A 22,964-nucleotide genomic window follows, 5' to 3' on the forward strand; every position below is an offset into this window, starting at 1 on the left:
CTTGGCGTTCTTAATAACTTGATAAGGCTACTGCCCCGTTGGCGTCAGAGACGTCACGCCGACCGCCGCCGCCCGTGCAAGTGCCGGATCAAATGACATTGGCACGTATTCACCACGTCGCCAAAGCTCACCCATGTTGTCATAATAACGCGACAGCGGATGCCCTGACTGTCCAGTGGCGCTGACAAAGACCGAACTATCGGGATCGGCAAAGTCATAGACACCGCGATACCCCGCCGCATGCACGTTCTGGAACGGGTTCGGCCCCGTGCCTGACGTTTTACCCCGTTGCAGCGTGTTATCACCTCCAGAGGTGGACTGCCGGATATTCACGAACCAGCTGAGCAGTGGCACATTCCCCAGAACCGGATGATCGTGTGTTGCCTGATGGGCATCGCCCCAACGCAACGCTGCAACCGTTGTTCCATGGTTTTCATCGATCCAGATTAGCGCATCATCAAGGGCAAGGCGTGAAATATCGGTACAGGTCTCAACAGGCGCAGATTGCACCACGTCACACCATACAGATGCGCCGTCGATGTCGCGGAGTACACGCTCAATAAAGACAGGGTCTGCATGGGTGAACTCAGATGCAAGAGGCCCTAGTTCATCGCGTGTCAGCCGCTTGTGCAATTCTCGCAACCAAGCGGCGTAAATCAATGGTTCGGGCAGGTGTTCGTTCATTTCGCCGTTCCATGCGGCCAACAGCTCTAACGCTTGCTGCCTGCGGCGTTCAGGGGTGCCATCGGGGGCTGCTTCACCTGTGAACCACAGGTCAGCGCCCATTAAAGGAAGCAGTGATCGCGCGGTATAGCTGACGGTATCCAACTGCGCCTCGATGAAGCTTTCGCGGGTATGCACTTCGCGCGCTTGCATCAGGCGCTGCCACCGTTTGATCCGCTGGGTGTCGCCCCACACGTAAGACACATGGTTCGGAAACGGGGCATCCGACGTTTTGTTGTTTGTGTTACCCAAGATATCACCTGACGGGTCGGTGAATTCAGGGTTATCAGCATAGGACAGTCGGCCATACCAACGGTTTGCATCGATATAACCGAAACTTGGCAGACGGCCTTCGCTTTGATGGTTGGGCGTGCGGGCAGGGATCGCGCCAATGGTCTTTAGTCCGATCCGGGTGCGATCTGCGACCGTTAGGTTCTGCGACGGCGCGATGTAGTCTTCTGCAGCTTCAAAGGCGTCCGCTATGTTCTTAGCCTGCATCATTTTGATCGCGGCGGACATCGTGGTGTCATCGCGCGACAATGCTGTCCACGCCAATGACACAACATGCCCCGGCGGCGTGATCGTCGATAGATCGAATTGATCAGCCGGAATGACCGGCCCGTTCTCTGTCGCCCGCAAGCGCACAGTCACGGCCGATCCTTCACGGACGTTGATGATGCTGTCACGTGTCGCGAAAGGCGCCCAACCACCCGGCGTGCGGTATTCGGTGCGATCATCAGGGTTAATTTCTTCGATGAAAAGATCCTGATCATCGAGATAGCTGGATGTGATACCCCAACCGATTTGATCACTCCGGCCAGTCATCACAGCTGGAACCCCCGGGATCGTGCCGCCGATCACACCGCCTGACGCAAGCTCAAGCCGCGCCAGATACCAGACGGTTGGTGCGGTTAGTCCTAGATGCGGGTCATTGGCAAGCAAGGTACCACCTGTTGCCGATCGTGTTGGTCCGGCAGCCCAAGCATTTGACGCACCAGCCAATGGGGCTGGTTTGACGGGGGACAAAGGATCAAACGGCGCCCGCGTGTTCGCGGCATAGCGCGGGACATCTGGGACAAGAGACGCGTATTCCGGCAACATCGCAATGCCCATCCCCGGATCATCGGGCAAGATGTCGACGACCCGGTCAGGCGGCAACATCAACGATGTGCGGGCCCGCAAAACTTCGTTCTCAAGATGCGACGACAGCTGCAAAGCCATCAGTTTGATCACCGCAATGCTGTCTGCTGGCTGCCACGGCGCAATCGCATGGTTGAACATCCACATCTCGGGCGCACCGCGGCCTCGTGCGCCTTCACTCACTTTACCCAGCCAAGCGTTTACGCCGTCAGCATAGGCATCAAGCGCGACACGGGTCTGGTCGTCCTGATCTTCAACGGAATCAATAGCAGTCCGGTAAAGATCGAGGTGACGCAGCAACTTATCAATCGGCAGCGTCCGTTCCCCGAACAATTCGGACAACCGACCCTGCGCAGTGCGGCGCAGCATCGTCATCTGCCACATACGGTCTTGGGCATGGGCATAGCCGAGCGCGAAATACACATCCGCGTCGTTTTCGCCAAAAATATGCGGCACATTCGCGTTATCGCGCACGATTTCGATCGGCGCGATAATGCCGGAGACGGCTACGTCAGCGGTGTATTCCGGCAATGACCGGGACGCGAAGTAATAGGCGAGGACAAACACGACCACACACAACGCAATCAGCCCAGTAATGAACCGCATCAGCCACCGAAAAACGAGCGCCATGTGTAACCTTTAACGTTATTTGCTTCGGGCCTTGTAACGCCTCGTGAAACCAAGGACCACTCCTTGGTTTCGACTACTTTTCGGGCATCAAACCACGCGGACTAAACCGCAAGACCAGCAGCATCACAACACCCATGGTCAACAGCCGCATATGTGCCCCGAATTCGGACATGCGGACCGCGAACCAGTTTGTCGGATCAAGACCTGCGGTGGTAACTTCCGCGACCCAAAGCCCCAAAGGTTCAACCATGACCCAAAGCCACCAGATCAGGAAACCGCCAAGCACGGCACCAAAGTTGTTACCCGACCCACCAACGATCACCATCACCCAGATTAGGAACGTAAAACGCAGGGGTTGATATGACGTTGGCGTCAGCTGACCATCAATCGTGACGATCATCGCGCCAGCAATCCCGCAAATTGCAGACCCAAGGATGAAGATTTGCAAATGCCGTGCGGTGACGTTTTTACCCATCGCTTCGGCCGCGGTCTCATTATCACGGATCGCGCGCATCATGCGGCCCCACGGTGAACTCAGCGCTAATTGGGCCAATACCAACAGCACAACCAAGAAAACGGTAAAGATCAATGAATAGCCGATCTTGACCCACAAGGTGGACGCTGTGACTGGATCGAGCCCCCAGCTTGCAGCGCGTTCAATAAAGGTCGGATCGCTTTGCAGATCAATTTCATACGGGACGGGACGGGGCAGGCCGGTGACGTTCTTCACGCCGCGCGACAACCAGTCTTCGTTCTTGATAACGGCAAGGATGATCTCGGCAATGCCCAAAGTCGCAATCGCCAAATAGTCTGACCGTAGCCCAAGCGCTGTTTTGCCAATGACCCAAGCGGCACCTGCGGCGAACAGACCACCAACAGGCCAAGCAACAATCGCCATCCAGCCGTAGTCTTTGTAGTTTTCACCACCAAAGTTCAGACCACCGATGTTGCCTGTCGATGCAGGATTAATCGCCTCAACGCCCGCAACGCCGCCGTCAAACACCCAACGAAATACGAAGAAGCCAACGACGAGAATGCCCAATGTGGTTAGTGTCCGCAAGCGGCCCGGCGCCATTTTTGCACGGGCAAGGACCGTCAGAACAATCGTTGCCGCGCCCATAAGCAGACCCAGCAACACGCGCCAGCCACCTGCGGCCATCGCGCCTTCGGTTGGTGGCATCGAAATCAGAACGGCCGCCAAGCCACCCAAGGCCACAAAGCCCATGATCCCGACGTTGAACAAACCAGCAAAACCCCACTGCAGGTTCACGCCAAGCGCCATGATCGCAGCGATCAGCGCGAAGTTCAGCATCTTAAGCGCGGAATCCGGTGACCCACTGAAAATCCAATACTCGGTTGTGCCTTCCAGCAGGTATAGACCTGCGACGAACAGAACGAGGAATGTGTTACGCAATGAAAGGCTCATATCGATTGCCCCTTAAACAGGCCGGTCGGTTTGAACAGCAGCACGATGATCAGAATCGCAAAGCTGACGGCAAATTTGTAATCGGTGGACATCAATTGGACGAGCCCATCGGGCTCGAGGTTCTCGGGCATGATGTACACGAGGATCTTTTTCCAAGCGTAAGTGATCGTCACCTCTGCAAAGGCGATTGTGAAACCACCCGCAATCGCGCCCACTGGATTACCAATCCCGCCTACGATCGCAGAGGCGAAGATGGGAAGAAGCAATTGGAAATAGGTGAACGCTTTGAAAGACTTATCCAAACCGTACAACACACCCGCAGTCGTGGCCAAGGCGGCAACGATCAACCACGTAACCATCACAACCCGTTCTGGATTGATGCCGGACAGCAGCGCGAGGTCTTCGTTATCAGAAAACGCACGCATGGATTTGCCTGTGCGCGTTTTGTTGAGGAAGTAGAACAACAGCGCCATGACGATGATCGCAACGACAAGCGTGATGGCTTGCGTGGACTTAATCGCCAAACCTTCGCGCAGACCCGTCATTTCTTTGAAATCACGGGCGGAAATGATGAAACGTTCGCCATCTGCAAACCGAATATCGCGGACACCGATCACAAAGCGGACGATGCCGTTCATCACAAACATCACGCCAAGCGACACGATCACAAGGATCACAGGCTTGGCTTTCTGAGCGCGGTAGAACTTGTAGACCACTTTGTCAGTGCCAAGCAGCAACAACGCGCAACCCGCGATCCCGAACGGCAAAGCGAGAAGGGCGGTCGGCAACGGCCCCAATGAGATGCCCCAAGACTGGAACAGCCATGTGAACAAGATGGTGATCGCAGTCCCGAAAGCCATCGTATCGCCGTGGGCAAAGTTCGAAAATCGCAAAATGCCGTAGATCATCGTGACGCCCAAAGCGCCGATCGCAAGCTGGGCACCATAGGCTAGACCAGGTACGATCACAAAATTCGCCAATGCGACTAGCGCGTTTAAATAGTCCATTAAATCAGACCCTTCGTCGTCATTTCTCATCCTTTCGGATGGTGCATTTTCCTGTGATCCGCGTGCCGGCAAGGCTGTTGCTGACCACAGCATCGCCATTCGGTTGCATCACAAAAAGTGTTGTTGTTCCGCCTTTCCCCTCGGCCTCAAATCCGCGTGTGTCCCCGATTAGAAACGGGGTCGCTGGGAATTGCTGCGTACCATATGACACCACAGTCGCCGCACGGCGCGGTGGTTCATTAGCATCAACGGGGGCGGCAAAGTGGTTGCGATCTATGAAGAATTCCAAAGCCGCACCTTGCATATCACACAGCACAGTCTCGGCCGATACCGGACCCGCTGCCATCGCTATTGCTGATACCGCTTTCACCATCATCCGCCCAAGAAACTCGCGCGGACTTCGGGGTTGGCCAGTAGTTCTTTACCCGTACCTGTATGCGCATTGCGCCCCTGTACCAAAACATAGGCTTTGTCCGCGATTTCAAGCGCTTGCCGCGCGTTCTGTTCCACCATCAGAATGGGGATACCTGTGCGGGCGACTTCGATGATCCGGTCGAACAATTCGTCCATGACGATAGGTGATACACCCGCAGTTGGCTCATCCAGCATCAAAACCTTCGGCTGGGTCATCAACGCCCGACCAACAGCAACCTGCTGGCGCTGACCACCGGACAATTCGCCCGCGGCTTGATCGCGTTTATCGCGCAGGATCGGAAATAGATCATAGATCTGTTCCATCGTCGGCTTGATATCGTCGGTCCGGATGAAGCCACCCATTTCAAGGTTTTCTTCGACAGTCATCGACGGGAAAATATTGCGGACCTGCGGCACAAAGCCCATTCCTTTGATCACGCGGTCTTGCGGGGACAGGCTGGTAATATCCTCGCCATCCAGCCTCACAGATCCGGAATGCACGTTCAGCATCCCAAACACAGCCTTCATCGCCGTGGACTTACCCGCGCCGTTCGGACCCACGATCACGGCAATTTCGCCCTTTTCGACGGCAATCGTGCAGCCGTGCAGAATATCAGGACCTTTGCCGTAGCCGCCGGTCATTGTGTCGCCAATCAAAAACGGCTCAGACATGTCGTGTTTCCAATTTCATCTGTCCAAAACAATCCACTGCGCACCCGATCACGTTGCAGCCAACTTGTCTTTGTTCTTCAACCCAGTGCCCAAATAGGCCTCGATCACTTGTTCATTTGCTTTGATCTCTGCCAGCGTGCCTTCGGCCAGCACCTTGCCTTCGGCCATACAAATAACCGGATCGCAAAGCCGTTCGATGAAATCCATGTCGTGTTCGATGACGACGAAGGTGTAGCCGCGTTCTTTGTTCAACCGAATGATCGCGTCACCGATGGTGTTCAGCAGAGTACGGTTCACGCCGGCACCGACTTCGTCGAGGAACACAATCTTCGCGTCGACCATCATCGTGCGGCCAAGTTCCAGCAGCTTCTTCTGGCCACCGGACAAATTGCCAGCTTTTTCATGAGTCAGGTGATCAATCGTCAGAAATTCGAGAACTTCATCGGCCTTCGCGCCCAACGCCCGATCTTCTTCGGCGATGCCGCGGCGTCCAAACCATGCGTTCCACAACGTTTCACCTGATTGGGCACCGGGCACCATCATCAGGTTTTCGCGAACAGTCATGGAGGAAAACTCATGTGCGATTTGGAAGGTCCGCAGCAACCCTTTGTGAAATAATTCATGCGGTGGCAGGCCAGTGATATCTTCACCCGCCATTGTCACACGACCCGCTGTTGGTTCATGTACGCCTGCGATCACATTGAAAAGTGTGGTTTTTCCGGCACCGTTCGGGCCGATCAATCCTGTGATTGTGCCTTCGCCGATTTCCAACGACGCACCATCAACAGCGCGAAAACCACCAAAGGTTTTCACCAAATTCTCTACGACGATCATGATCCCCACCTACCCACGCAAATCGCGTGTCTTATCGTATGGGACGGCGCGGGATAAACCCGCACCGTCCCAGTGTTTCAAGTCCGATTAACGGTAACCGATGGTGGAATATTCGCCGTCAGCGAATTCGATCTCTTGGTAGTTACCAGCAGATTCACCTGGACCGATCAATTCAACAGCGGATGCACCAACATAATCGATGTCTTCGCCAGCTGCGATCAGTTCAAGACCTTTGGCAAGCTCACCCGGCATGATTTCAACGCCCGGTGCGTTTGCGACGTCCATCACGTGATCTTTGAAGTCAGCAGAAGCAGAAGACCCAGCCGCTTGCATCGCCAACATGATCAGGGCAGCAGCGTCATAAGATTCAGGTGCGAATGCGCCTGTGCCGTCAAAGCCAGCAGCTTCAGCCAGTTCAACGAACTTGCCAGCACCAGCGTTGTCTGTGCCAGGGTATGCGCCGTAAGAACCGTTCAGTTCCTCACCGAAGTTTTCGTTCAGCTTTGCGCCAACCATGCCGTCTGGGAAGTAGAACGTATCGAACGCACCAGAATCAAGCGCACCGCGCACAACGCCGGAACCGCCTTGGTCAACGTAGCCCGCAACAACCAGAACTTCGCCGCCAGCGGATGCCAATGCACCAACTTCAGCCGCGTAGTCAGCTTTGCCGTCTTCGTGTGCCGCAGAGATTGTCACTGTGCCGCCAGCGGCCTCAAAAGCACCTTGGAACGCATCAGCAAGACCCTTGCCGTAGTCGTTGTTTGTGTATGTCAGCGCCACTTCGGAAATGCCGCGATCTTGCAGGATTTCTGTGATGATCACGCCCTGACGTGCGTCAGATGGGGCTGTGCGGAAGAACAGACCGTTGTCTTCAGCTGTGGACAGGCCTGGTGATGTCGCAGACGGTGAAATCATCACTGTGCCGTTTGGCAGTGCCACGTTGGACAGGATAGCACCTGTGACGCCGGAACAGTCCGCGCCCATGATGGCGTTCACACCTTCGGCTGTGATCAAACGCTCTGCAGCAGTTGTCGCAGCACCCGCATCGATACACGTGGAATCGCCGCGTACAGACGTGACGGTTGAACCGTCGAGCAATGCGCCGGATTCGCTGACTTCAGCCATGGCGAGTTCAGCACCAGCACCCATCGCAGGTGTGATGGATTCAAGTGGACCTGTAAAACCGAGGATCACACCAATTTTTACGTCTTCAGCAAGAGCCGCACCAGCAGTCATTGCAATGGCTGTTGAAGCCATCAAAAGATTTTTCATTTTTTGTCTCCCTAGTGGATGTATTTGTCATCCTGCCAAAAAGTTTACGCAGAGCATTTCAAAAAGGGAAGGGGAGCGCGTCTGATATGCCGTAGAAAGGCAGATTGACGTAAGGTTCACCTAAGATTGCGCGATTTTCCTAAAAGGGACGCATGCTTTAGACGGAAAACACTTTAGCGCAGCAGTGGCAACACGTGGATGGCGCGCCGTGTTGCTTGAAATGTCGCGTCGGGACGTCCGCGTCTTGGCTCTCCTGGGGCTGCATAATTCAGTTCGTCATTCATAATCCGCGCACCATCGAAGAAGTCGATGTGATTGGTGCCGCCACTTAGTCTGTGAAAGTAGATGATGGCAGGTGTGTCGCGAATACGTGCGTAAATATCACGGCCCGACATGCTGCGATGAATGCTATAGGCCGTGAAATTCCAAAACCCCGAGATGTAATTGAAAACGCGGCGCGCACTTGCATCATGTGCCTCCAAGCCACCGCCGCACAACGTAGAATTAGGGGAATGAACATACAGTTCCCCGACGCGGCTTGGCGAAAGGTGAAAGCCGATGTTGCACCGCGCCAATGCAATCGTCAGGCGGATGGCACATTGATGGGTGATTCCGCGTTGGCAAGGCTTGCCGCCAACTGCTGTGAATGCGCCGTATTGCTGGCGCAGCTGCGTACCGGTCGGCAATCTTGGTGTGCTGCGGGCCAATGTGGCTGATGTCTCAACCGGCGGGGCTGCAGCGGCGGCGGTTGTGGGCGTTAAGGGGGCAATGTTTAATGGAACAAGCAGGCTGTCCATCAACAACAACGTCTCGCGATCCGCAATGCCTGTGCCATTGCCCGTCGCACCACCGGCTGAATTGTCATGCTGGAATCTTTTCAATGCGCGGAATGTTTCCCCGCCAAAGTCCCCGTCGAACATCCCGTCGGCCCCGATGGAACGCCGCATTGTGGCGACCTGCAGGTCGCGCAACGCTTGTTGCAGCAACCGAACTGCATCGCGATCCGGCTCACCACGCCTGATCACCGGATTATTGTTGGCGGCGGCATTCAATCTTTGATTATTAATAAACAAACGGCTTCGCAGCATTGAGCAATCCAATCTGTGGCAGTGTGTATGCCAAGATCATTCAACGCTATGGCGCACCTGTAAAGGTCAGGAAATACTGACCCGCGGACGATTACACCGGCGATGACGCCTGCGTGCCGCGTTCGCGATAGGGTGTCGTATTGTAGTGCGACCGATAACACTTCGAGAAATGCGACGGGGACGCGAAACCACAAGCCAAGGCCACGTTAATCACCGTCATATCGGTTTGCATCAACAGGTTACGGGCACGCCCTAACCGTAGTTCCATGTAGTACCGTTTCGGACTGCGTGACAGATACCGCCGGAACAACCGTTCAAGCTGACGCGTCGACATGCCAACTTCTTTCGCCAGCACAGCAGGGCTGATCGGTTCTTCGATATTCTTTTCCATCATCTGAATGACACGGCTCAGCTTGGGATGCCGGACACCAATACGTGTCGGAACGGATAGACGCTGGGTGTCTTGGTCAGTGCGGATGGACGAATAAATCAACTGATCGGCGACAGCATTCGCCAGATCTTCGCCGTGGTCTTGGGCGATGATCTTGAGCATCAGGTCAATGGATGCGGTGCCACCCGCCGTGGTGATCCGGTTGCCATCGATCACGTAGACGGATTTCGTCAGTTCAATATCTTCGAATTCTTCGATAAAGCTGTCTTGGTTTTCCCAGTGGATCGTGGCCTTCTTACCATCCAACAATCCTGCTTTGGCCAAAGTATAACCAGCCGTACACAACCCGGCCATCGTCACACCGCGTCTTGCTTCGCGGCGCACCCAGTTCAAAACCTTTTTCGTCGTGGCCGCTTGGATATTCACGCCACCACAAATCATGACGATATCATCGCGATTCAGCTCATCCAGATCGGCATCAAGCTGAAACGAACACCCGTTGGAACACGTCGCCATGCCGCTGTCTTCACCAATAAAACGCCAGTCATAAAGCGGCTGGCCAGCTGTCCGGTTTGCGATGCGCAAACTTTCAACAGCGCTTGCAAAGCAAAGCATCGTGAATTGATCGAGCAGAACAAACACAAACCGTTTCGGTTTGCCCAAGTCATTCGTCAAAGTGGGGGTGTCAGAAACGCTCATATTTCACGCCTGTATCGTCGTTGTTCTGGCATCCTTTGCGACAAAATGCGCATCTGACAAGTCATTTCGTCATGATGATGACATTTGGCACCCTCAATTGCGGGACTTTGGCATTGGAAGCCTTGGCGTTACACAGTATAAGCAGAGACCGATCATCTTGGTCGTGTAGCAAAAACTGATAGAATTTGGAGCGAGACAATGACGACATGGCAAAAAACGGACTGGCGCAGCAAGCCCCGGATCCAAATGCCAACCTATACCGACGCGGCGGCTTTGAAAGCTGTCGAAGCGCGGTTGTCGTCATATCCACCATTGGTATTTGCAGGTGAAGCACGCCGTCTGCGCGATCATCTGGCAGCATGCGGACGCGGCGCCGCGTTTTTGCTGCAAGGTGGGGATTGCGCGGAAAGCTTTGCTGAATTCTCAGCCGACGGCATCCGCGATACGTTTAAAGTGATGCTGCAGATGGCGATGGTGCTGACTTACGGCGCAAAAGTGCCTGTTGTAAAAGTTGGTCGCATGGCCGGCCAAATGGCAAAACCGCGGTCCGCAGACACAGAAACAGTCGACGGCGTGGAACTGCCAAGCTACCGCGGCGACATCATCAACGGTTTTGATTTTACCGAAGCAGCACGTGTGCCTGATCCAGAACGCATGACACAGGCCTACATGCAGGCTGCTGCAACGTTGAACCTTCTGCGTGCTTTCTCGACTGGCGGCTACGCTGACGTGCACAAAGTCCACCAGTGGACATTGGGCTTCACAGACGCGGCTGGCGCTGCAAAATACCGCGATATGGCGGAGCGTATTTCAGATACGCTGGCCTTCATGGAAGCGGCTGGTATCTCAACAGAAACAAACCACGAGCTGAGCACTGTTGAATTCTACACATCCCACGAAGCCCTACTTCTGGAATATGAAGAAGCCCTGACACGTGTTGATTCAACATCTGGCAAAATGCTGGCTGGTTCCGGCCACATGATCTGGATCGGCGACCGGACACGTCAGCCTGACGGTGCGCATGTTGAATTCTGTTCTGGCGTGCAAAACCCAATCGGTTTGAAGTGCGGTCCAACCATGACAACAGGGCACCTGAAGGCACTGATGGCAAAGCTGAACCCACACAACGAAGAAGGTCGTTTGACCCTCATCGCGCGTTTCGGTGCTGGCTCCGTTGGTGAACACCTGCCACGCTTGATCAAAGCCGTGCAGGAAGAAGGTGCGAACGTGACTTGGACGTGTGATGCGATGCACGGCAACACGATCAAATCGTCAACGGGCTACAAAACTCGTCCATTCGATAGCGTGTTGCGCGAAGTGAAGGAATTCTTCGGCGTACATAACGCAGAAGGTACAATTCCGGGCGGTGTGCATTTCGAAATGACCGGCGCCGACGTCACTGAATGCACAGGCGGTGTCCGTGCGGTGACGGACGAAAACCTAGCCGATCGGTATCACACAGCGTGCGACCCACGTTTGAACGCGTCTCAGTCTCTGGAACTTGCGTTCCTTGTGTCTGAAGAACTGTCCAACCGTCGCACACAGCTGAAAGCGGCTGCAGCAGGCTAAGCGCGCTGCGCACACGATATAAAAGAGGGCGGATCCAAATGGGTCCGCCCTTTTTCGTTTCAGGTGTTATCGACGACCAAACGCAAAGCTGGCATAGGTTTATGGGTAGGCTGTAACGCAGGCGGTTCCCATATCTGCAAGGTAGGGAGCGGCGGCGTGGCGACCGGTGCGACATCCGGGCACTTCAGGATTTCGTGGACCGTGCGGATCACAGGTTGCACAGGTTCGCTGCGCAACGACTGTTCGCTATCAAATTCAAACCGAAGCGGACGCCGTCCCGCACGTCCGTCAATCACGATCGCGCCGAAAATACGGTTCACCGCCTCACCATCGTGCTTCAATGGCAGTAGCAACATCCGACCACGCAATGGGCTGCGGCCTAGACCACGTGGCGCGACCAATGGGATTTCGCTAATCTCAGGTCCTTCACATACGTCGTATATAATCGGCGCAACCATTTCACGCCCCATTGGTGTGAAGAGCGCGCTGATCGGCATGCCGCGTGGTTCAAGGTTCAGTATTTGGTGAATAGCGCGACCCGCTACACGAAAACGCGCGACGGACGGGGTGACACGTTCCAAGGTAAAACAATGCGCAAGGCTATCCGACAACGGTCCGGGTGTCATATCAACACGGTTTGGCAGGGCCGATCCTTTGCGCATATCCTGCCAATGCGCTTCGACACGCGTTAGAACGTCTGCGCCCGCCTGATCGTGAAACGGGGTGCGGTGTTGGGTTGTATACTCACGCTCATTGGGCATCTGACTGTCCTTCGTCGGCCTTCATCAATTGCGTACAAGTTAACAGAAAGTTACCACAAATCACTTAACAAAGGATTAATGGGTTAACGGACCACTGCGACGCCCCACCGCAAAAGCAAGCGAGTCTTGTTTGCCGACTCATTGATTTCGCAGTACGAATAACTGAGCCACACAGCAAAGCGAGACCACCATGATCCAATCAATGACAGCATTTGCCAGCCGGACAGGCCACGCGGATGGGGCAACTTGGGCGTGGGAGGTGCGGAGTGTGAACGCACGCGGATTGGATCTACGGCTACGTCTGCCGGACGGCATTGATGGGCTGGAAGCCGATATTCGCGCGGCATTCACCAAGGCGATCAAACGCGGGAATGTCAGCCTGACACTACGTCTTACAATGAATGATACAGCGCAAAACCTGTCTTTGGACGAAGCGCAATTGGACCGCGTGCTCGGCGCGCTGGACGTCATTCAGGAACGCGCATTTACGATGGGTGTGACCCTTGGCCAACCAACAACTGCGGATGTCCTGAACCAACGGGGCGTTGTGCAAAACGCGGGCAACGAAGGCCCGAATGCTGAAATCGTTGCGGCGATCAAGGCAGATATAGGACCACTTTTGCATGATCTGGTGAACATGCGGGAACGCGAAGGTCAAAGCCTCAACGCGATCATCGCAACACAATTGTCTGATATCGCAGGGAATATCGCAAACGCAGAAGCCGCCATCATCGAACGACGCCCTGAGGCGGAAAAAGCACTGAAGACAGCGATGGAACGTGTGCTCGGCAACACCGACCTTGATCCGGACAAGCTGGCACAGGAAATGGCCGCATTGGCCGTCAAAACCGATGTGACCGAAGAAATCGACCGCCTGAAGGCACATGTCACCGCCGCGTCAGAACTGTTGGAAGTGGCGCAGAAAGAATATCACCCCGTGGGCCGGAAACTGGATTTTCTGTCACAGGAATTTAACCGCGAAGCCAATACGCTGTGTTCCAAAGCGCAGTACACAAAACTGACCGGGATCGGGCTTGAACTCAAAACACTTATCGATCAGATGCGCGAACAGATTCAGAATGTGGAGTAACTAATGGCGCGTCGTGGACTACTAATTATTTTGTCTTCTCCATCCGGTGCGGGCAAATCGACTTTGGCGCGCGCATTACGGAAGTGGGACGACACACTGCGGTTTTCCGTCTCGGCGACGACACGTGCCCCGCGTCAGGGTGAAGTTGACGGCCAAGATTATTTTTTCGTGACAGAAGAAGCCTTTAAACGGCAGGTTTCAGACAAAGAAATGCTCGAACACGCCCGCGTTTTTGGCAATTACTACGGATCGCCACAGGGGCCCGTTTCAAAAGCAATCGAAGCAGGGCGTGACGTTTTGTTCGATATCGACTGGCAGGGCGCGCAGCAGATTTCCACATCTGCGTTAAAAGATCACGTGCTGTCGATCTTCATCCTACCACCATCCATCACAGAACTGCACCGCCGCCTCGTGTCGCGCGGGCAAGACGACGACGAGACAATCGAAAAACGGATGCAAAAAAGCTGGGACGAAATCAGTCACTGGGACGGGTATGACTATGTTCTGGTGAACGATGATCTGGCCACCACCGAAGAGCGACTGAAAACCATCATTTCCGCGGAACGCCTAAGGGCCAGCCAGCAACCTGATCTGATGGACCACGTCCGCACTCTGCAAGATCAATTCGAGGAACGCTAATGTTGTATGAAATCGATGACGTAAGACCACAAGTCGATCCTACCGCATGGATAGCACCCGGCACGCACGTCATTGGTAATACGACACTTCTAGCAAATTCATCGGTCTGGTTCGGGACAACAATCCGTGGTGACAACGAACCGATTGTGGTCGGTGAGGGCAGCAATGTGCAGGAAAACTGCATTTTGCATACAGATCCGGGTTGCCCACTGACCATTGGGACAAATTGCACTATCGGTCACAAAGCAATGCTGCACGGCTGTACCATTGGCGACAACAGCCTTGTAGGCATGGGCGCTACGATCCTAAACGGGGCCGTCATCGGGAAAAACTGCCTGATTGGGGCAGGGGCTTTGGTGACAGAAGGCAAGGTAATCCCGGATGGGTCGCTCGTCATGGGATCACCGGGCAAAATCGTGCGGGATCTTGATGCGGCTGCAATAAAAGGGCTGACGCTATCTGCAATCCATTACCAACAAAACGCAGCGCGTTTTCGGGATGGTCTAAAAGCAATCGCAGACTAATTCACGGACACCAATGTCGGTGGCATGATCACGATATCGAAATCAATTGCGGGGCCCACCGCTCTGATTTCATTACGGATCATCGTCAGATTAGGCAGGGTTTGGGAAATTGCACGGTAACGTCCCTTATATGCGGCGGACGCCAAGAACCGAGTGACCTGATACGCATCAAACCCGTCGGTCACGAGCGGTGACAGAACTACATCAGGTCGGATTGTCGCGATCGTGTCTTCGGATAGCTGATCGAAATCGACATAGGTCAGATCCTCGACATAAGGCATTGTCCGCCCTTCGGTCGTCCATTTGACAACATCACCCACGACAAGCGTCACCGCCCGATCTTCGCCAATGACGCGATCACGTAGGTTTTCTAGGAACTTCTTCCGTGGTAGTTGCTGCGCCGACATGGAATCTAATCCGTTTCAATCCGTGGGATCACTGTAGATCGTTACATTGTTGAAACGAAACCGTGGTTAAGTTTGTTCCATTCAAGTGTGAGTTGATTCACACAATTTATGGATCGCTATAGAAAAGTGACACCAACATGTCGAACTTCCCGCTACCGGTTTTGCTGAATGCGATTAAATCGCCTATCGTGGTTATCGGTCCAGATCAACGGATCAGCATGCAAAACCCGGCTGCAACCGAATTGCTTAATCTGGATTTTACGGGCCGCAATTATGTGACCGCGTTGCGGCAACCGGCGCTATTGGATGCAATTGATCATGCACGACGCGATGGCACGCAAAAGACGGCGCGATTTATCGTCCGTTCTGGCAATGCAGATCAAACGTTCGAGGCGATCGTTGTACCCGAATCCGGTCAAACGCTCATAATTCTTGAGGATCAGTCCGCAGAACAAGACGTCAATTCGGTCCGCCGCGACTTTGTTGCCAATGTTAGTCACGAACTGCGCACGCCGCTAACAGCGCTTCTTGGCTTCATTGAAACCTTGCAAGGACCGGCGAAAAACGACCCCAAAGCGCAGGAACGGTTCCTTGGGATCATGGCGACCGAAGCGGACAGATTGCGCCGCTTGGTCGATGACCTTTTGTCACTGTCCCGTGTCGAAGAAACAGAGCGCAGCAGGCCCACTGATCCCGTTGATCTGACAACCATCGTGGGGCAATCCGTCGACCTGCTTGACCCGCTCGCCACAACCGCAGGCACGCACCTCACGATTGAATTGCCTGCGGATCCGGTCAATGTTCCCGGCGACGCGGCACAGCTACAGCAAGTGCTTCACAACATTATCGAAAACGCGATCAAATATGGCGCCTCGGAAAGTGGAATCACCGTGGCAATCCACCCCAAACGGTTTGAGAAATCACTGCAACAGGATTGCGTTCGGATATCTGTCCAGGACCATGGCATCGGCATTCCGGCAAGGCATCTCTTCCGGCTGACCGAACGGTTTTACCGTGTTGACGATCATCGCGACCGCGAAATGGGCGGGACAGGACTTGGCCTTGCGATTGTGAAACATATCCTGAACCGCCATCGCGGCCGGTTGGTGTTTGAAAGCGTCGAAGGCCAAGGAACAACTGTCACGATTCTCCTTCCAGTGAACGCCAAACAGGTCGCCCAGCAAATACACGACGATTAAGTCCATGTTTTTCAGTAAGTTGCACAGCACCTCCGGACTGTCATAAAACTTTTACATTAGTGTCACAAAAGCTTTTGAAACGGGTCCTAAACGGTGCCCAAGGGTTCGGCGATACGCGCCTGCCTAACAAATGACTGACTTGGAGATACAAATGTCGTCTTTGAAAATTTCTGCTTCCGTTCTGGCCCTTACGGCCATTTCTGCAACTGCTGCTGTTGCACGTGACAACGTTCAGGTTGCTGGTTCTTCTACTGTTTTGCCATACGCATCCATCGTTGCTGAAGCATTCGGCGAAAACTTTGACTTCCCAACACCAGTTGTTGAATCAGGCGGATCATCCGCTGGTCTGAAGCGTTTCTGTGAAGGTGTTGGCGAAAACACAATCGACATCGCAAACTCTTCCCGCCCAATCCGCGAAAGCGACATCGCGCTTTGCACAGAAAACGGCGTGAACGACATCATCGAAGTTCGCATCGGTTATGACGGCATCGTATTTGCATCCCAAATCGACGGTCCTGCATTCACTGCATTTGAAGCATCCGACATCTTCAACGCACTTGGCGAAAAAGTCTTGGTAGACGGTGCAATCGTAGAAAACCCGCACACACAATGGGCCGACTTCAACGCTGAATTGCCAGCGGCTGACATCCTTGCGTTCATCCCGGGCACAAAGCACGGCACACGCGAAGTGTTCGAAGACAAAGTTCTGCTGCAAGGCTGTGAAGACACAGGCGCAATGGAAGCTATGATGGCTGGCGGCATGTCCGAAGACGACGCTGAAGACGCATGTATCTCCGTACGCGGCAACGGCATCACAGTCGACATCGACGGTGACTACACAGAGACACTCGCACGTGTAGACAGCAACCCGAACGGCATCGGCGTGTTTGGTCTGGCGTTCTACGAGAACAACACAGATTCACTGAAAGTGGCGACAATCGGGGGCGTTGAGCCAAAGACAGAAACCATCGCGTCCGGCGAATACCCAGTATCCCGTCCGTTGTTCTTCTTCATCAAGAAAGCCCACATCGGCGTGATCCCAGGTCTGAAAGAATTCGCAGAATTCTTTATCTCTAACGACATCGCAGGTCCATCAGGTCCATTGTCCGACTATGGTCTGGTATCCGATCCAGAGCTGTCCGCGACACAGGATGCTGTAGCGAACGAAGACACACTGTAAGGTGTACATGAACTTGGCCTTGAATTAGGTCGCTGAAAAGACCGCGCCACGCTGACAAAACGACAGCGTGGCGCATCATACTTAAAAGGGACGGGGGGTCCTGATGCCTGCAACTTGGCTTTTTGGTGTGTTACTGGTGCTAGCGGTTTTCGGTTATTATGCCGCAAAATCACGGGCCATGACCTCGGGCGGCGGTGACCGTCGCAATCTTCACTCTCTTCCTAGTTATTATGGCGCGAACACGGCGCTCGCGGCTGCGGTCCCGGCCATCGCTGTTTTGATGCTCTGGCTGATCACACAGCCTATGGCGATCAATTCGATGATCAGCGGTGACCTTGATCCCGCCGTTGCGACAGATGCGGGCGAACGGTCATTGGCCTTAGCAGATGTGCGACGCGTGGCAGATGGTCTATCGCTCGCGGTTGAGCAGGGCGCATTGACCGCCGACCAAGCCGCATCGCTGAACGTGGAAACCGACGACATTCGCGGAACCTTGGGCAGCGTCGGCGTCGCACTCGGGTCTGATGTCGCGCAGAACACGCTCGACATGGCGCAGCAGTATCGCAGCCTGTCGGCCACTGGCGACACGCTACGCACCATCGTTGTTGTACTGATCGCGCTTGCCTGCGGGCTTGCCGCCTACATGATGACCAATAAAGATTTTCGGGCACGCAACTATGTCGAACGCGCGGTGATGGTCGTGCTGATTGCAGCGGCCAGCGTCGCGGTTCTAACAACCATCGGCATTTTCCTGTCGCTAATCACCAACACCATCGACTTTCTCGGACGTTACCCGTTCTTGGACTTCTTGTTCGGCACCAAATGGGAACCGAGCTTTTCTGGTCGTGGCGGTCAATCTGATCTGGGGTTCTTACCACTGATCTGGGGTACGCTGTTCATTTCACTGATTGCGCTGATCGTGGCCGTGCCAATCGGGCTGTTTGCGGCGATCTACCTGTCCGAATATGCGTCAAACTCTGTACGGTCTGTGGCCAAGCCGATGCTGGAACTGCTCGCAGGTATCCCAACCATCGTCTACGGTCTGTTTGCCTTGCTGACAGTTGGCCCATTGCTGCTCGATGCATTCGGCGATGGCGGCTGGTTCGGCGTAGACTGGATGACAGGCGGGACGGCTGCAATGACGGCTGGTCTGGTCATGGGCATCATGTTGATCCCCTTTGTCAGCTCACTGTCCGATGATATCATCAATGCGGTCCCACAATCCCTGCGCGACGGGTCCTTTGGACTTGGTGCAACCCATTCCGAAACCGTGCGTCAAGTCGTACTGCCAGCCGCATTGCCGGGCATCGTGGGCGCGATCCTGTTGGCCGCATCACGCGCCATTGGTGAGACGATGATCGTGGTACTTGGGGCAGGGGCCGCGGCATCGCTATCCATGAACCCATTCGAGGCCATGACAACAGTGACCGCCAAGATCGTCGCACAGCTGACAGGTGACGGGGAATTCAATAGCCCTGAAACGCTGGTGGCCTTCGCCCTTGGGATCACTCTTTTCGTTATTACACTGGGGCTGAACGTCGTCGCCCTGATCATCGTTCGTAAATATCGGGAGCAGTACGACTAATGTCTGACGCCACTGTGACACCATCCGCCGATCCGCACAAAAAGGGCAAATCGCTTCTTGTGAAGGATGCGCGCACCAAAAAGCGTGACGCGGCCGAAAAACGGTTCAAAGCCTACGGCATCGCGGCCATCATGGTTGGGGTTCTGTTCCTCGTTGCCCTGTTGTGGGCGATTATCCAGAACGGAATGCCTGCTTTCACACAAACCTACGTGACGCTCGACGTCGAATTGCTTGAAGAACGGCTCGATCCAAACGGCAATCGCGACGTTGAAGAACTGAAAAAGACGTCAACCTTTGGCTACAAGCCATTGATCGAAACAGCACTGATCAATGCGACCAGTGACATCGAAACAGAAGTTGACGACGGCGACCTCGCTAAAATCCTGTCATCGGGTGCAGCAGCTGTTATACGTGACCACGTTCTGGCTAACCCATCCACGATTGGTGAAACGGTGGCGTTCCGCGTCCTGACATCATCACGGGTCGATGGCTACATGAAAGGCCGCGTGCAACGTGAAGACCTTGCGCGGGACAAAAACCTTGATGCAGCGCACCTCGATCTGATCGACGTGATGGTGGAACAAGGGTCGGTCGAACGCGTGTTTAACTGGTCCTTCATCACAGGTGCCGACGCATCCGAAAGCCGACCTGAACAAGCAGGGATCGGTGTGTCGATGCTCGGATCGTTCTTTATGATGATCGTTGTGCTGGTCTTGGCATTGCCAATTGGGGTGGCCGCATCCATCTACCTCGAAGAATTCGCGCCGCAAAACTGGTTCACAGACTTGATCGAGGTGAACATTTCAAACCTCGCCGCTGTACCGTCAATTGTGTTTGGTATTCTTGGTTTGGCAGCGTTTATTCAAGTCGCACACCTGCCGCAATCAGCCCCGCTGGTTGGTGGCCTGACTCTGACGCTGATGACTCTGCCGACGATCGTGATCTCAACACGGGCATCACTGAAGTCCGTCCCACCATCGATCCGCGACGCGGCACTGGGTGTAGGGGCCAGCAAAATGCAGTCGGTGTTCCACCATGTGCTACCACTGGCCATGCCGGGTATCCTGACAGGGACAATCATCGGTCTGGCACAGGCGCTTGGTGAAACCGCACCGCTGCTGCTGATCGGTATGGTCGGCTACATCGCATCAAACTACCCCGACGGCGTGGCATCCGGTTTCTTGGACCCGAACTCTGCCATGCCTGCTCAAATCTACGAATGGGCAAAACGGGCGGACCCCGCTTATTATGAACGTGCATGGGGCGGCATCATCATCTTGCTCGTCTTCTTGATGACGATGAACCTGATCGCAATCATCCTGCGCCGCCGCTTTGAGCGCCGCTGGTAAGGGCAGGAGATAGAACAATGGAAGATATGTATCGAATGGATCGCGCTATGAGCACGCAACAGGACGTCAAAATCAGCGCCAAAGGCGTTCAGGTTCACTACGGTGACACACATGCGATCAAGGACGTGAATGTCGAGATCGGCGATAAAACCGTGACGGCCTTCATCGGGCCATCTGGCTGCGGCAAGTCGACTTTTCTGCGTTGTATCAACCGGATGAACGACACAATTGATATCTGCCGCGTTCAAGGTGACATCCTGATCGACGGCGAAGACATCTACGACAGCCGCGTTGATCCGGTCCAATTGCGGGCCAAAGTCGGCATGGTGTTCCAAAAACCTAACCCGTTTCCGAAATCGATCTACGACAACGTAGCCTATGGTCCTAAAATCCATGGGCTTGCACGTAACAAAGCTGATCTGGACGACATCGTTGAAAAGGCACTGCGCCGCGGCGCGATCTGGGACGAAGTCAAAGACCGGCTGCACGCACCGGGCACAGGCCTTTCAGGTGGTCAGCAGCAACGTCTGTGCATCGCAAGGGCTGTGGCGACGGAACCCGAGGTTCTGCTGATGGACGAACCATGTTCGGCGCTTGACCCAATTGCCACGGCTCAGGTCGAAGAACTGATCGACGAACTGCGCCAAAACTACGCGGTGGTGATCGTTACACACTCTATGCAGCAGGCTGCACGTGTGTCGCAGAAGACGGCGTTCTTCCACCTCGGTAACTTGGTTGAATATTCCGACACCGACAAGATTTTCACGAACCCAGAAGACCCACGGACCGAGAGCTACATCTCTGGCCGGATCGGGTAAGGAGCAGGCATCATGGACAACCATATTTCATCCGCCTACGACCGCGATCTCGAAGAAATCCAAGCACTGGTTATGCGCATGGGCGGGCTTGTTGAACAGGCCATTCTGTCAGCTGCAGAAGCCTTGGCAAACCGCGACCTTGAACTGGCCGAAAACGTGCGGGCAGGGGATAAGGTTATCGACGTCCTAGAGATCCAGATCAACGACGAAGCAGCCCGCACCATTGCCCTACGCGCGCCTGTTTCCAAGGACTTACGCAGCATTCTTACAGTGCTTCGCATCGCAGCATCGCTGGAACGGATCGGCGATTACGCGAAAAACATGGCGAAACGGACTGGAACATTGGTCGATATGCCTGCGATCAACGGGTCAGACAAAGCGCTCCGTCGTATGGCCCGCGAAGTGCAACTTATGCTGAAAGATGTATTGGATTCTTACGTGCGTCGTGACGCGGATTTGGCTGAAAAAGTGCGTCAGCGCGACCACGAAGTCGACCAGATGTACAACGCGCTGTTCCGTGAATTCCTGACCTTCATGATGGAAGACCCGCGCAACATCACAGCCTGCATGCACTTACATTTCATGGCGAAAAACGTTGAACGGATGGGTGATCTGGCAACCAATATGGCCGAACAGGTAATCTATCTGGTCACCGGTGAAATGCCCGAAGAAGCACGGCCCAAGGGCGATGAAACATCCTTTGTTCGGACACCGGAGTAAATCAGATGTCGCAGATTCCGCATGTACTTGTGGTAGATGATGAAGCGTCTCAGCGCGAAATGCTGATCTACAATATCGAAGCCGAAGGCTACCGCACGACCAAAGCCAGCAATGGCGAAGATGCATTGCTCAGCGTCGCAGAAGATCCGCCTGACGTGATCATTCTGGACTGGATGATGCCAAAGCTGTCCGGTATCGAAGTGTGTCGTCAACTGAAGGTACGGTCAGACACACGCACGATCCCGGTGATCATGCTGTCAGCGCGGACAGAGGAAACAGACAAAGTGCGGGGCTTGGAAACCGGCGCCGACGACTACGTCGAGAAACCGTATTCTGTGACCGAACTGATGGCGCGTGTACGCGCACAGCTGCGGCGCGCGCGACCAGCGACAGTCGGCCAGACGCTGACATACGACGACATTACACTGGACGCAGAAACGCACCGCGTGACACGTGGCGACGACGCACTGAAACTTGGGCCGACAGAATTCAGGCTGCTTAGCACGTTCATGGAAAAACCGGGACGCGTCTGGTCACGCGATCAATTGCTGGACCGTGTTTGGGGGCGTGACGTCTACGTGGACACTCGGACAGTCGACGTACACGTCGGACGATTGCGCAAAGCGCTGACAGTATCTGGTGGGCAAGATCCGCTACGGACAGTACGCGGAGCGGGCTACGCGCTCGGGTGAACTCACGCTGAAGCGCGATTTCTCTCTGTTCAGTTTATCTGGATCATGGCTCTCCTTCCATCAGTTTTGCGCGGAACACTTCTGAAGGCGTTTGATAGCCGAGGCACTTGCGCGGTGTTGCGTTAAGGCGGTCGC

General features: G+C 54.6%; 22 protein-coding genes. 11 read left to right on the plus strand and 11 right to left on the minus strand.

Going from position 1 to position 22,964, the window contains the following annotated elements; translation table 11 throughout:
- Positions 1–27 precede the first annotated feature (27 nt).
- From MWU61_RS05120 to MWU61_RS05160, 9 genes are all read right to left on the minus strand, one after another.
- On the minus strand, positions 28–2,493 hold the full coding sequence (locus MWU61_RS05120; RefSeq protein WP_247127160.1) for a penicillin acylase family protein: 2,466 nt from the start codon (positions 2,491–2,493) through the stop codon (positions 28–30).
- A 73-nt stretch (positions 2,494–2,566) separates the two neighbouring features.
- Positions 2,567–3,919, minus strand: a complete 1,353-nt coding sequence (locus tag MWU61_RS05125; RefSeq protein ID WP_247127161.1) for a branched-chain amino acid ABC transporter permease — start codon at positions 3,917–3,919, stop codon at positions 2,567–2,569.
- Positions 3,916–4,926, minus strand: coding sequence for a branched-chain amino acid ABC transporter permease (locus MWU61_RS05130; RefSeq protein ID WP_247127162.1), 1,011 nt, complete (start codon positions 4,924–4,926; stop codon positions 3,916–3,918). Before MWU61_RS05130 ends, MWU61_RS05125 begins: the two co-directional genes overlap by 4 nt.
- Before the next feature lie 19 nt (positions 4,927–4,945).
- Positions 4,946–5,272 carry a hypothetical protein gene (locus MWU61_RS05135; protein WP_247127163.1) on the minus strand — a complete coding sequence of 109 codons (327 nt, stop codon included), beginning with the start codon at positions 5,270–5,272 and terminating at the stop codon, positions 4,946–4,948.
- Positions 5,273–5,298: 26 nt separating this feature from the next.
- The gene (locus MWU61_RS05140) at positions 5,299–6,012 is read right to left on the minus strand and encodes an ABC transporter ATP-binding protein (protein ID WP_247127164.1); all 714 of its coding nucleotides are present in this window, start codon (positions 6,010–6,012) and stop codon (positions 5,299–5,301) included.
- A 48-nt stretch (positions 6,013–6,060) separates the two neighbouring features.
- Positions 6,061–6,846: an ABC transporter ATP-binding protein gene (locus tag MWU61_RS05145; protein ID WP_247127165.1), complete on the minus strand. Its 786-nt coding sequence runs from the start codon at positions 6,844–6,846 to the stop codon at positions 6,061–6,063.
- An 87-nt stretch (positions 6,847–6,933) separates the two neighbouring features.
- Positions 6,934–8,118, minus strand: coding sequence for an ABC transporter substrate-binding protein (locus MWU61_RS05150; protein ID WP_247127166.1), 1,185 nt, complete (start codon positions 8,116–8,118; stop codon positions 6,934–6,936).
- Positions 8,119–8,291: 173 nt separating this feature from the next.
- Positions 8,292–9,206 (minus strand): peptidoglycan-binding protein, encoded by a 915-nt coding sequence (locus MWU61_RS05155; protein ID WP_247127167.1) that lies wholly within the window; start codon positions 9,204–9,206, stop codon positions 8,292–8,294.
- A 91-nt stretch (positions 9,207–9,297) separates the two neighbouring features.
- On the minus strand, positions 9,298–10,296 hold the full coding sequence (locus MWU61_RS05160) for a GlxA family transcriptional regulator (protein WP_247127168.1): 999 nt from the start codon (positions 10,294–10,296) through the stop codon (positions 9,298–9,300).
- 198 nt (positions 10,297–10,494) lie between these two features.
- On the opposite strand from MWU61_RS05160, the gene MWU61_RS05165 reads away from it, so the two are divergent.
- Complete coding sequence (locus MWU61_RS05165) at positions 10,495–11,865, plus strand: 3-deoxy-7-phosphoheptulonate synthase class II (RefSeq protein ID WP_247127169.1); 1,371 nt, start codon at positions 10,495–10,497, stop codon at positions 11,863–11,865.
- Positions 11,866–11,924: 59 nt separating this feature from the next.
- On the opposite strand, the gene MWU61_RS05170 is transcribed toward MWU61_RS05165, so the two are convergent.
- Positions 11,925–12,626: a PAS domain-containing protein gene (locus MWU61_RS05170; RefSeq protein ID WP_247127170.1), complete on the minus strand. Its 702-nt coding sequence runs from the start codon at positions 12,624–12,626 to the stop codon at positions 11,925–11,927.
- Positions 12,627–12,816: 190 nt separating this feature from the next.
- Between MWU61_RS05170 and MWU61_RS05175 the strand changes: the two genes are divergently transcribed.
- Genes MWU61_RS05175 through MWU61_RS05185 form a run of 3 tightly spaced genes read left to right on the plus strand, consistent with a single transcriptional unit; the run spans position 12,817 to position 14,879 of the window.
- Positions 12,817–13,716 (plus strand): YicC/YloC family endoribonuclease, encoded by a 900-nt coding sequence (locus MWU61_RS05175; RefSeq protein WP_247127172.1) that lies wholly within the window; start codon positions 12,817–12,819, stop codon positions 13,714–13,716.
- 3 nt (positions 13,717–13,719) lie between these two features.
- Entirely contained in the window at positions 13,720–14,355 is a 636-nt protein-coding gene (gene gmk, locus MWU61_RS05180; protein ID WP_247127173.1) for a guanylate kinase, read from the plus strand.
- A complete protein-coding gene (locus tag MWU61_RS05185; protein ID WP_247127174.1) occupies positions 14,355–14,879 on the plus strand; it encodes a gamma carbonic anhydrase family protein in 525 nt (174 codons plus the stop codon). Before gmk ends, MWU61_RS05185 begins: the two co-directional genes overlap by 1 nt.
- Here the strand turns inward: MWU61_RS05185 and MWU61_RS05190 are convergent.
- The gene (locus MWU61_RS05190; protein ID WP_247127175.1) at positions 14,876–15,286 is read right to left on the minus strand and encodes a hypothetical protein; all 411 of its coding nucleotides are present in this window, start codon (positions 15,284–15,286) and stop codon (positions 14,876–14,878) included. The two genes, MWU61_RS05185 and MWU61_RS05190, sit on opposite strands and share 4 nt — an antisense overlap.
- 137 nt (positions 15,287–15,423) lie before the next feature.
- Here MWU61_RS05190 and MWU61_RS05195 point away from each other — a divergent pair, with 137 nt between their 5' ends.
- The 7 genes from MWU61_RS05195 to phoB all read left to right on the plus strand — a co-directional run bounded on the left by MWU61_RS05195 (position 15,424) and on the right by phoB (position 22,829).
- On the plus strand, positions 15,424–16,485 hold the full coding sequence (locus MWU61_RS05195; RefSeq protein WP_247127176.1) for an ATP-binding protein: 1,062 nt from the start codon (positions 15,424–15,426) through the stop codon (positions 16,483–16,485).
- Positions 16,486–16,636: 151 nt separating this feature from the next.
- On the plus strand, positions 16,637–17,665 hold the full coding sequence (locus tag MWU61_RS05200) for a substrate-binding domain-containing protein (protein ID WP_247127177.1): 1,029 nt from the start codon (positions 16,637–16,639) through the stop codon (positions 17,663–17,665).
- Between the two features lie 103 nt (positions 17,666–17,768).
- Positions 17,769–19,250 carry a phosphate ABC transporter permease subunit PstC gene (pstC, locus tag MWU61_RS05205; protein ID WP_247127178.1) on the plus strand — a complete coding sequence of 494 codons (1,482 nt, stop codon included), beginning with the start codon at positions 17,769–17,771 and terminating at the stop codon, positions 19,248–19,250.
- Positions 19,250–20,599 (plus strand): phosphate ABC transporter permease PstA, encoded by a 1,350-nt coding sequence (gene pstA, locus MWU61_RS05210; RefSeq protein ID WP_247127179.1) that lies wholly within the window; start codon positions 19,250–19,252, stop codon positions 20,597–20,599. The genes pstC and pstA overlap by 1 nt, the downstream gene beginning before the upstream one ends.
- Positions 20,600–20,616: 17 nt before the next feature.
- Complete coding sequence (pstB, locus tag MWU61_RS05215) at positions 20,617–21,417, plus strand: phosphate ABC transporter ATP-binding protein PstB (RefSeq protein WP_281501940.1); 801 nt, start codon at positions 20,617–20,619, stop codon at positions 21,415–21,417.
- Between the two features lie 12 nt (positions 21,418–21,429).
- Positions 21,430–22,137 (plus strand): phosphate signaling complex protein PhoU, encoded by a 708-nt coding sequence (phoU, locus tag MWU61_RS05220; RefSeq protein ID WP_247127181.1) that lies wholly within the window; start codon positions 21,430–21,432, stop codon positions 22,135–22,137.
- A 5-nt stretch (positions 22,138–22,142) separates the two neighbouring features.
- A complete protein-coding gene (phoB, locus tag MWU61_RS05225) occupies positions 22,143–22,829 on the plus strand; it encodes a phosphate regulon transcriptional regulator PhoB (RefSeq protein ID WP_247127182.1) in 687 nt (228 codons plus the stop codon).
- The last annotated feature ends 135 nt before the right edge of the window (positions 22,830–22,964 follow it).

Origin of the sequence: Loktanella sp. F6476L, from assembly GCF_023015725.1 — a bacterium.
Lineage (GTDB): Bacteria > Pseudomonadota > Alphaproteobacteria > Rhodobacterales > Rhodobacteraceae > Yoonia.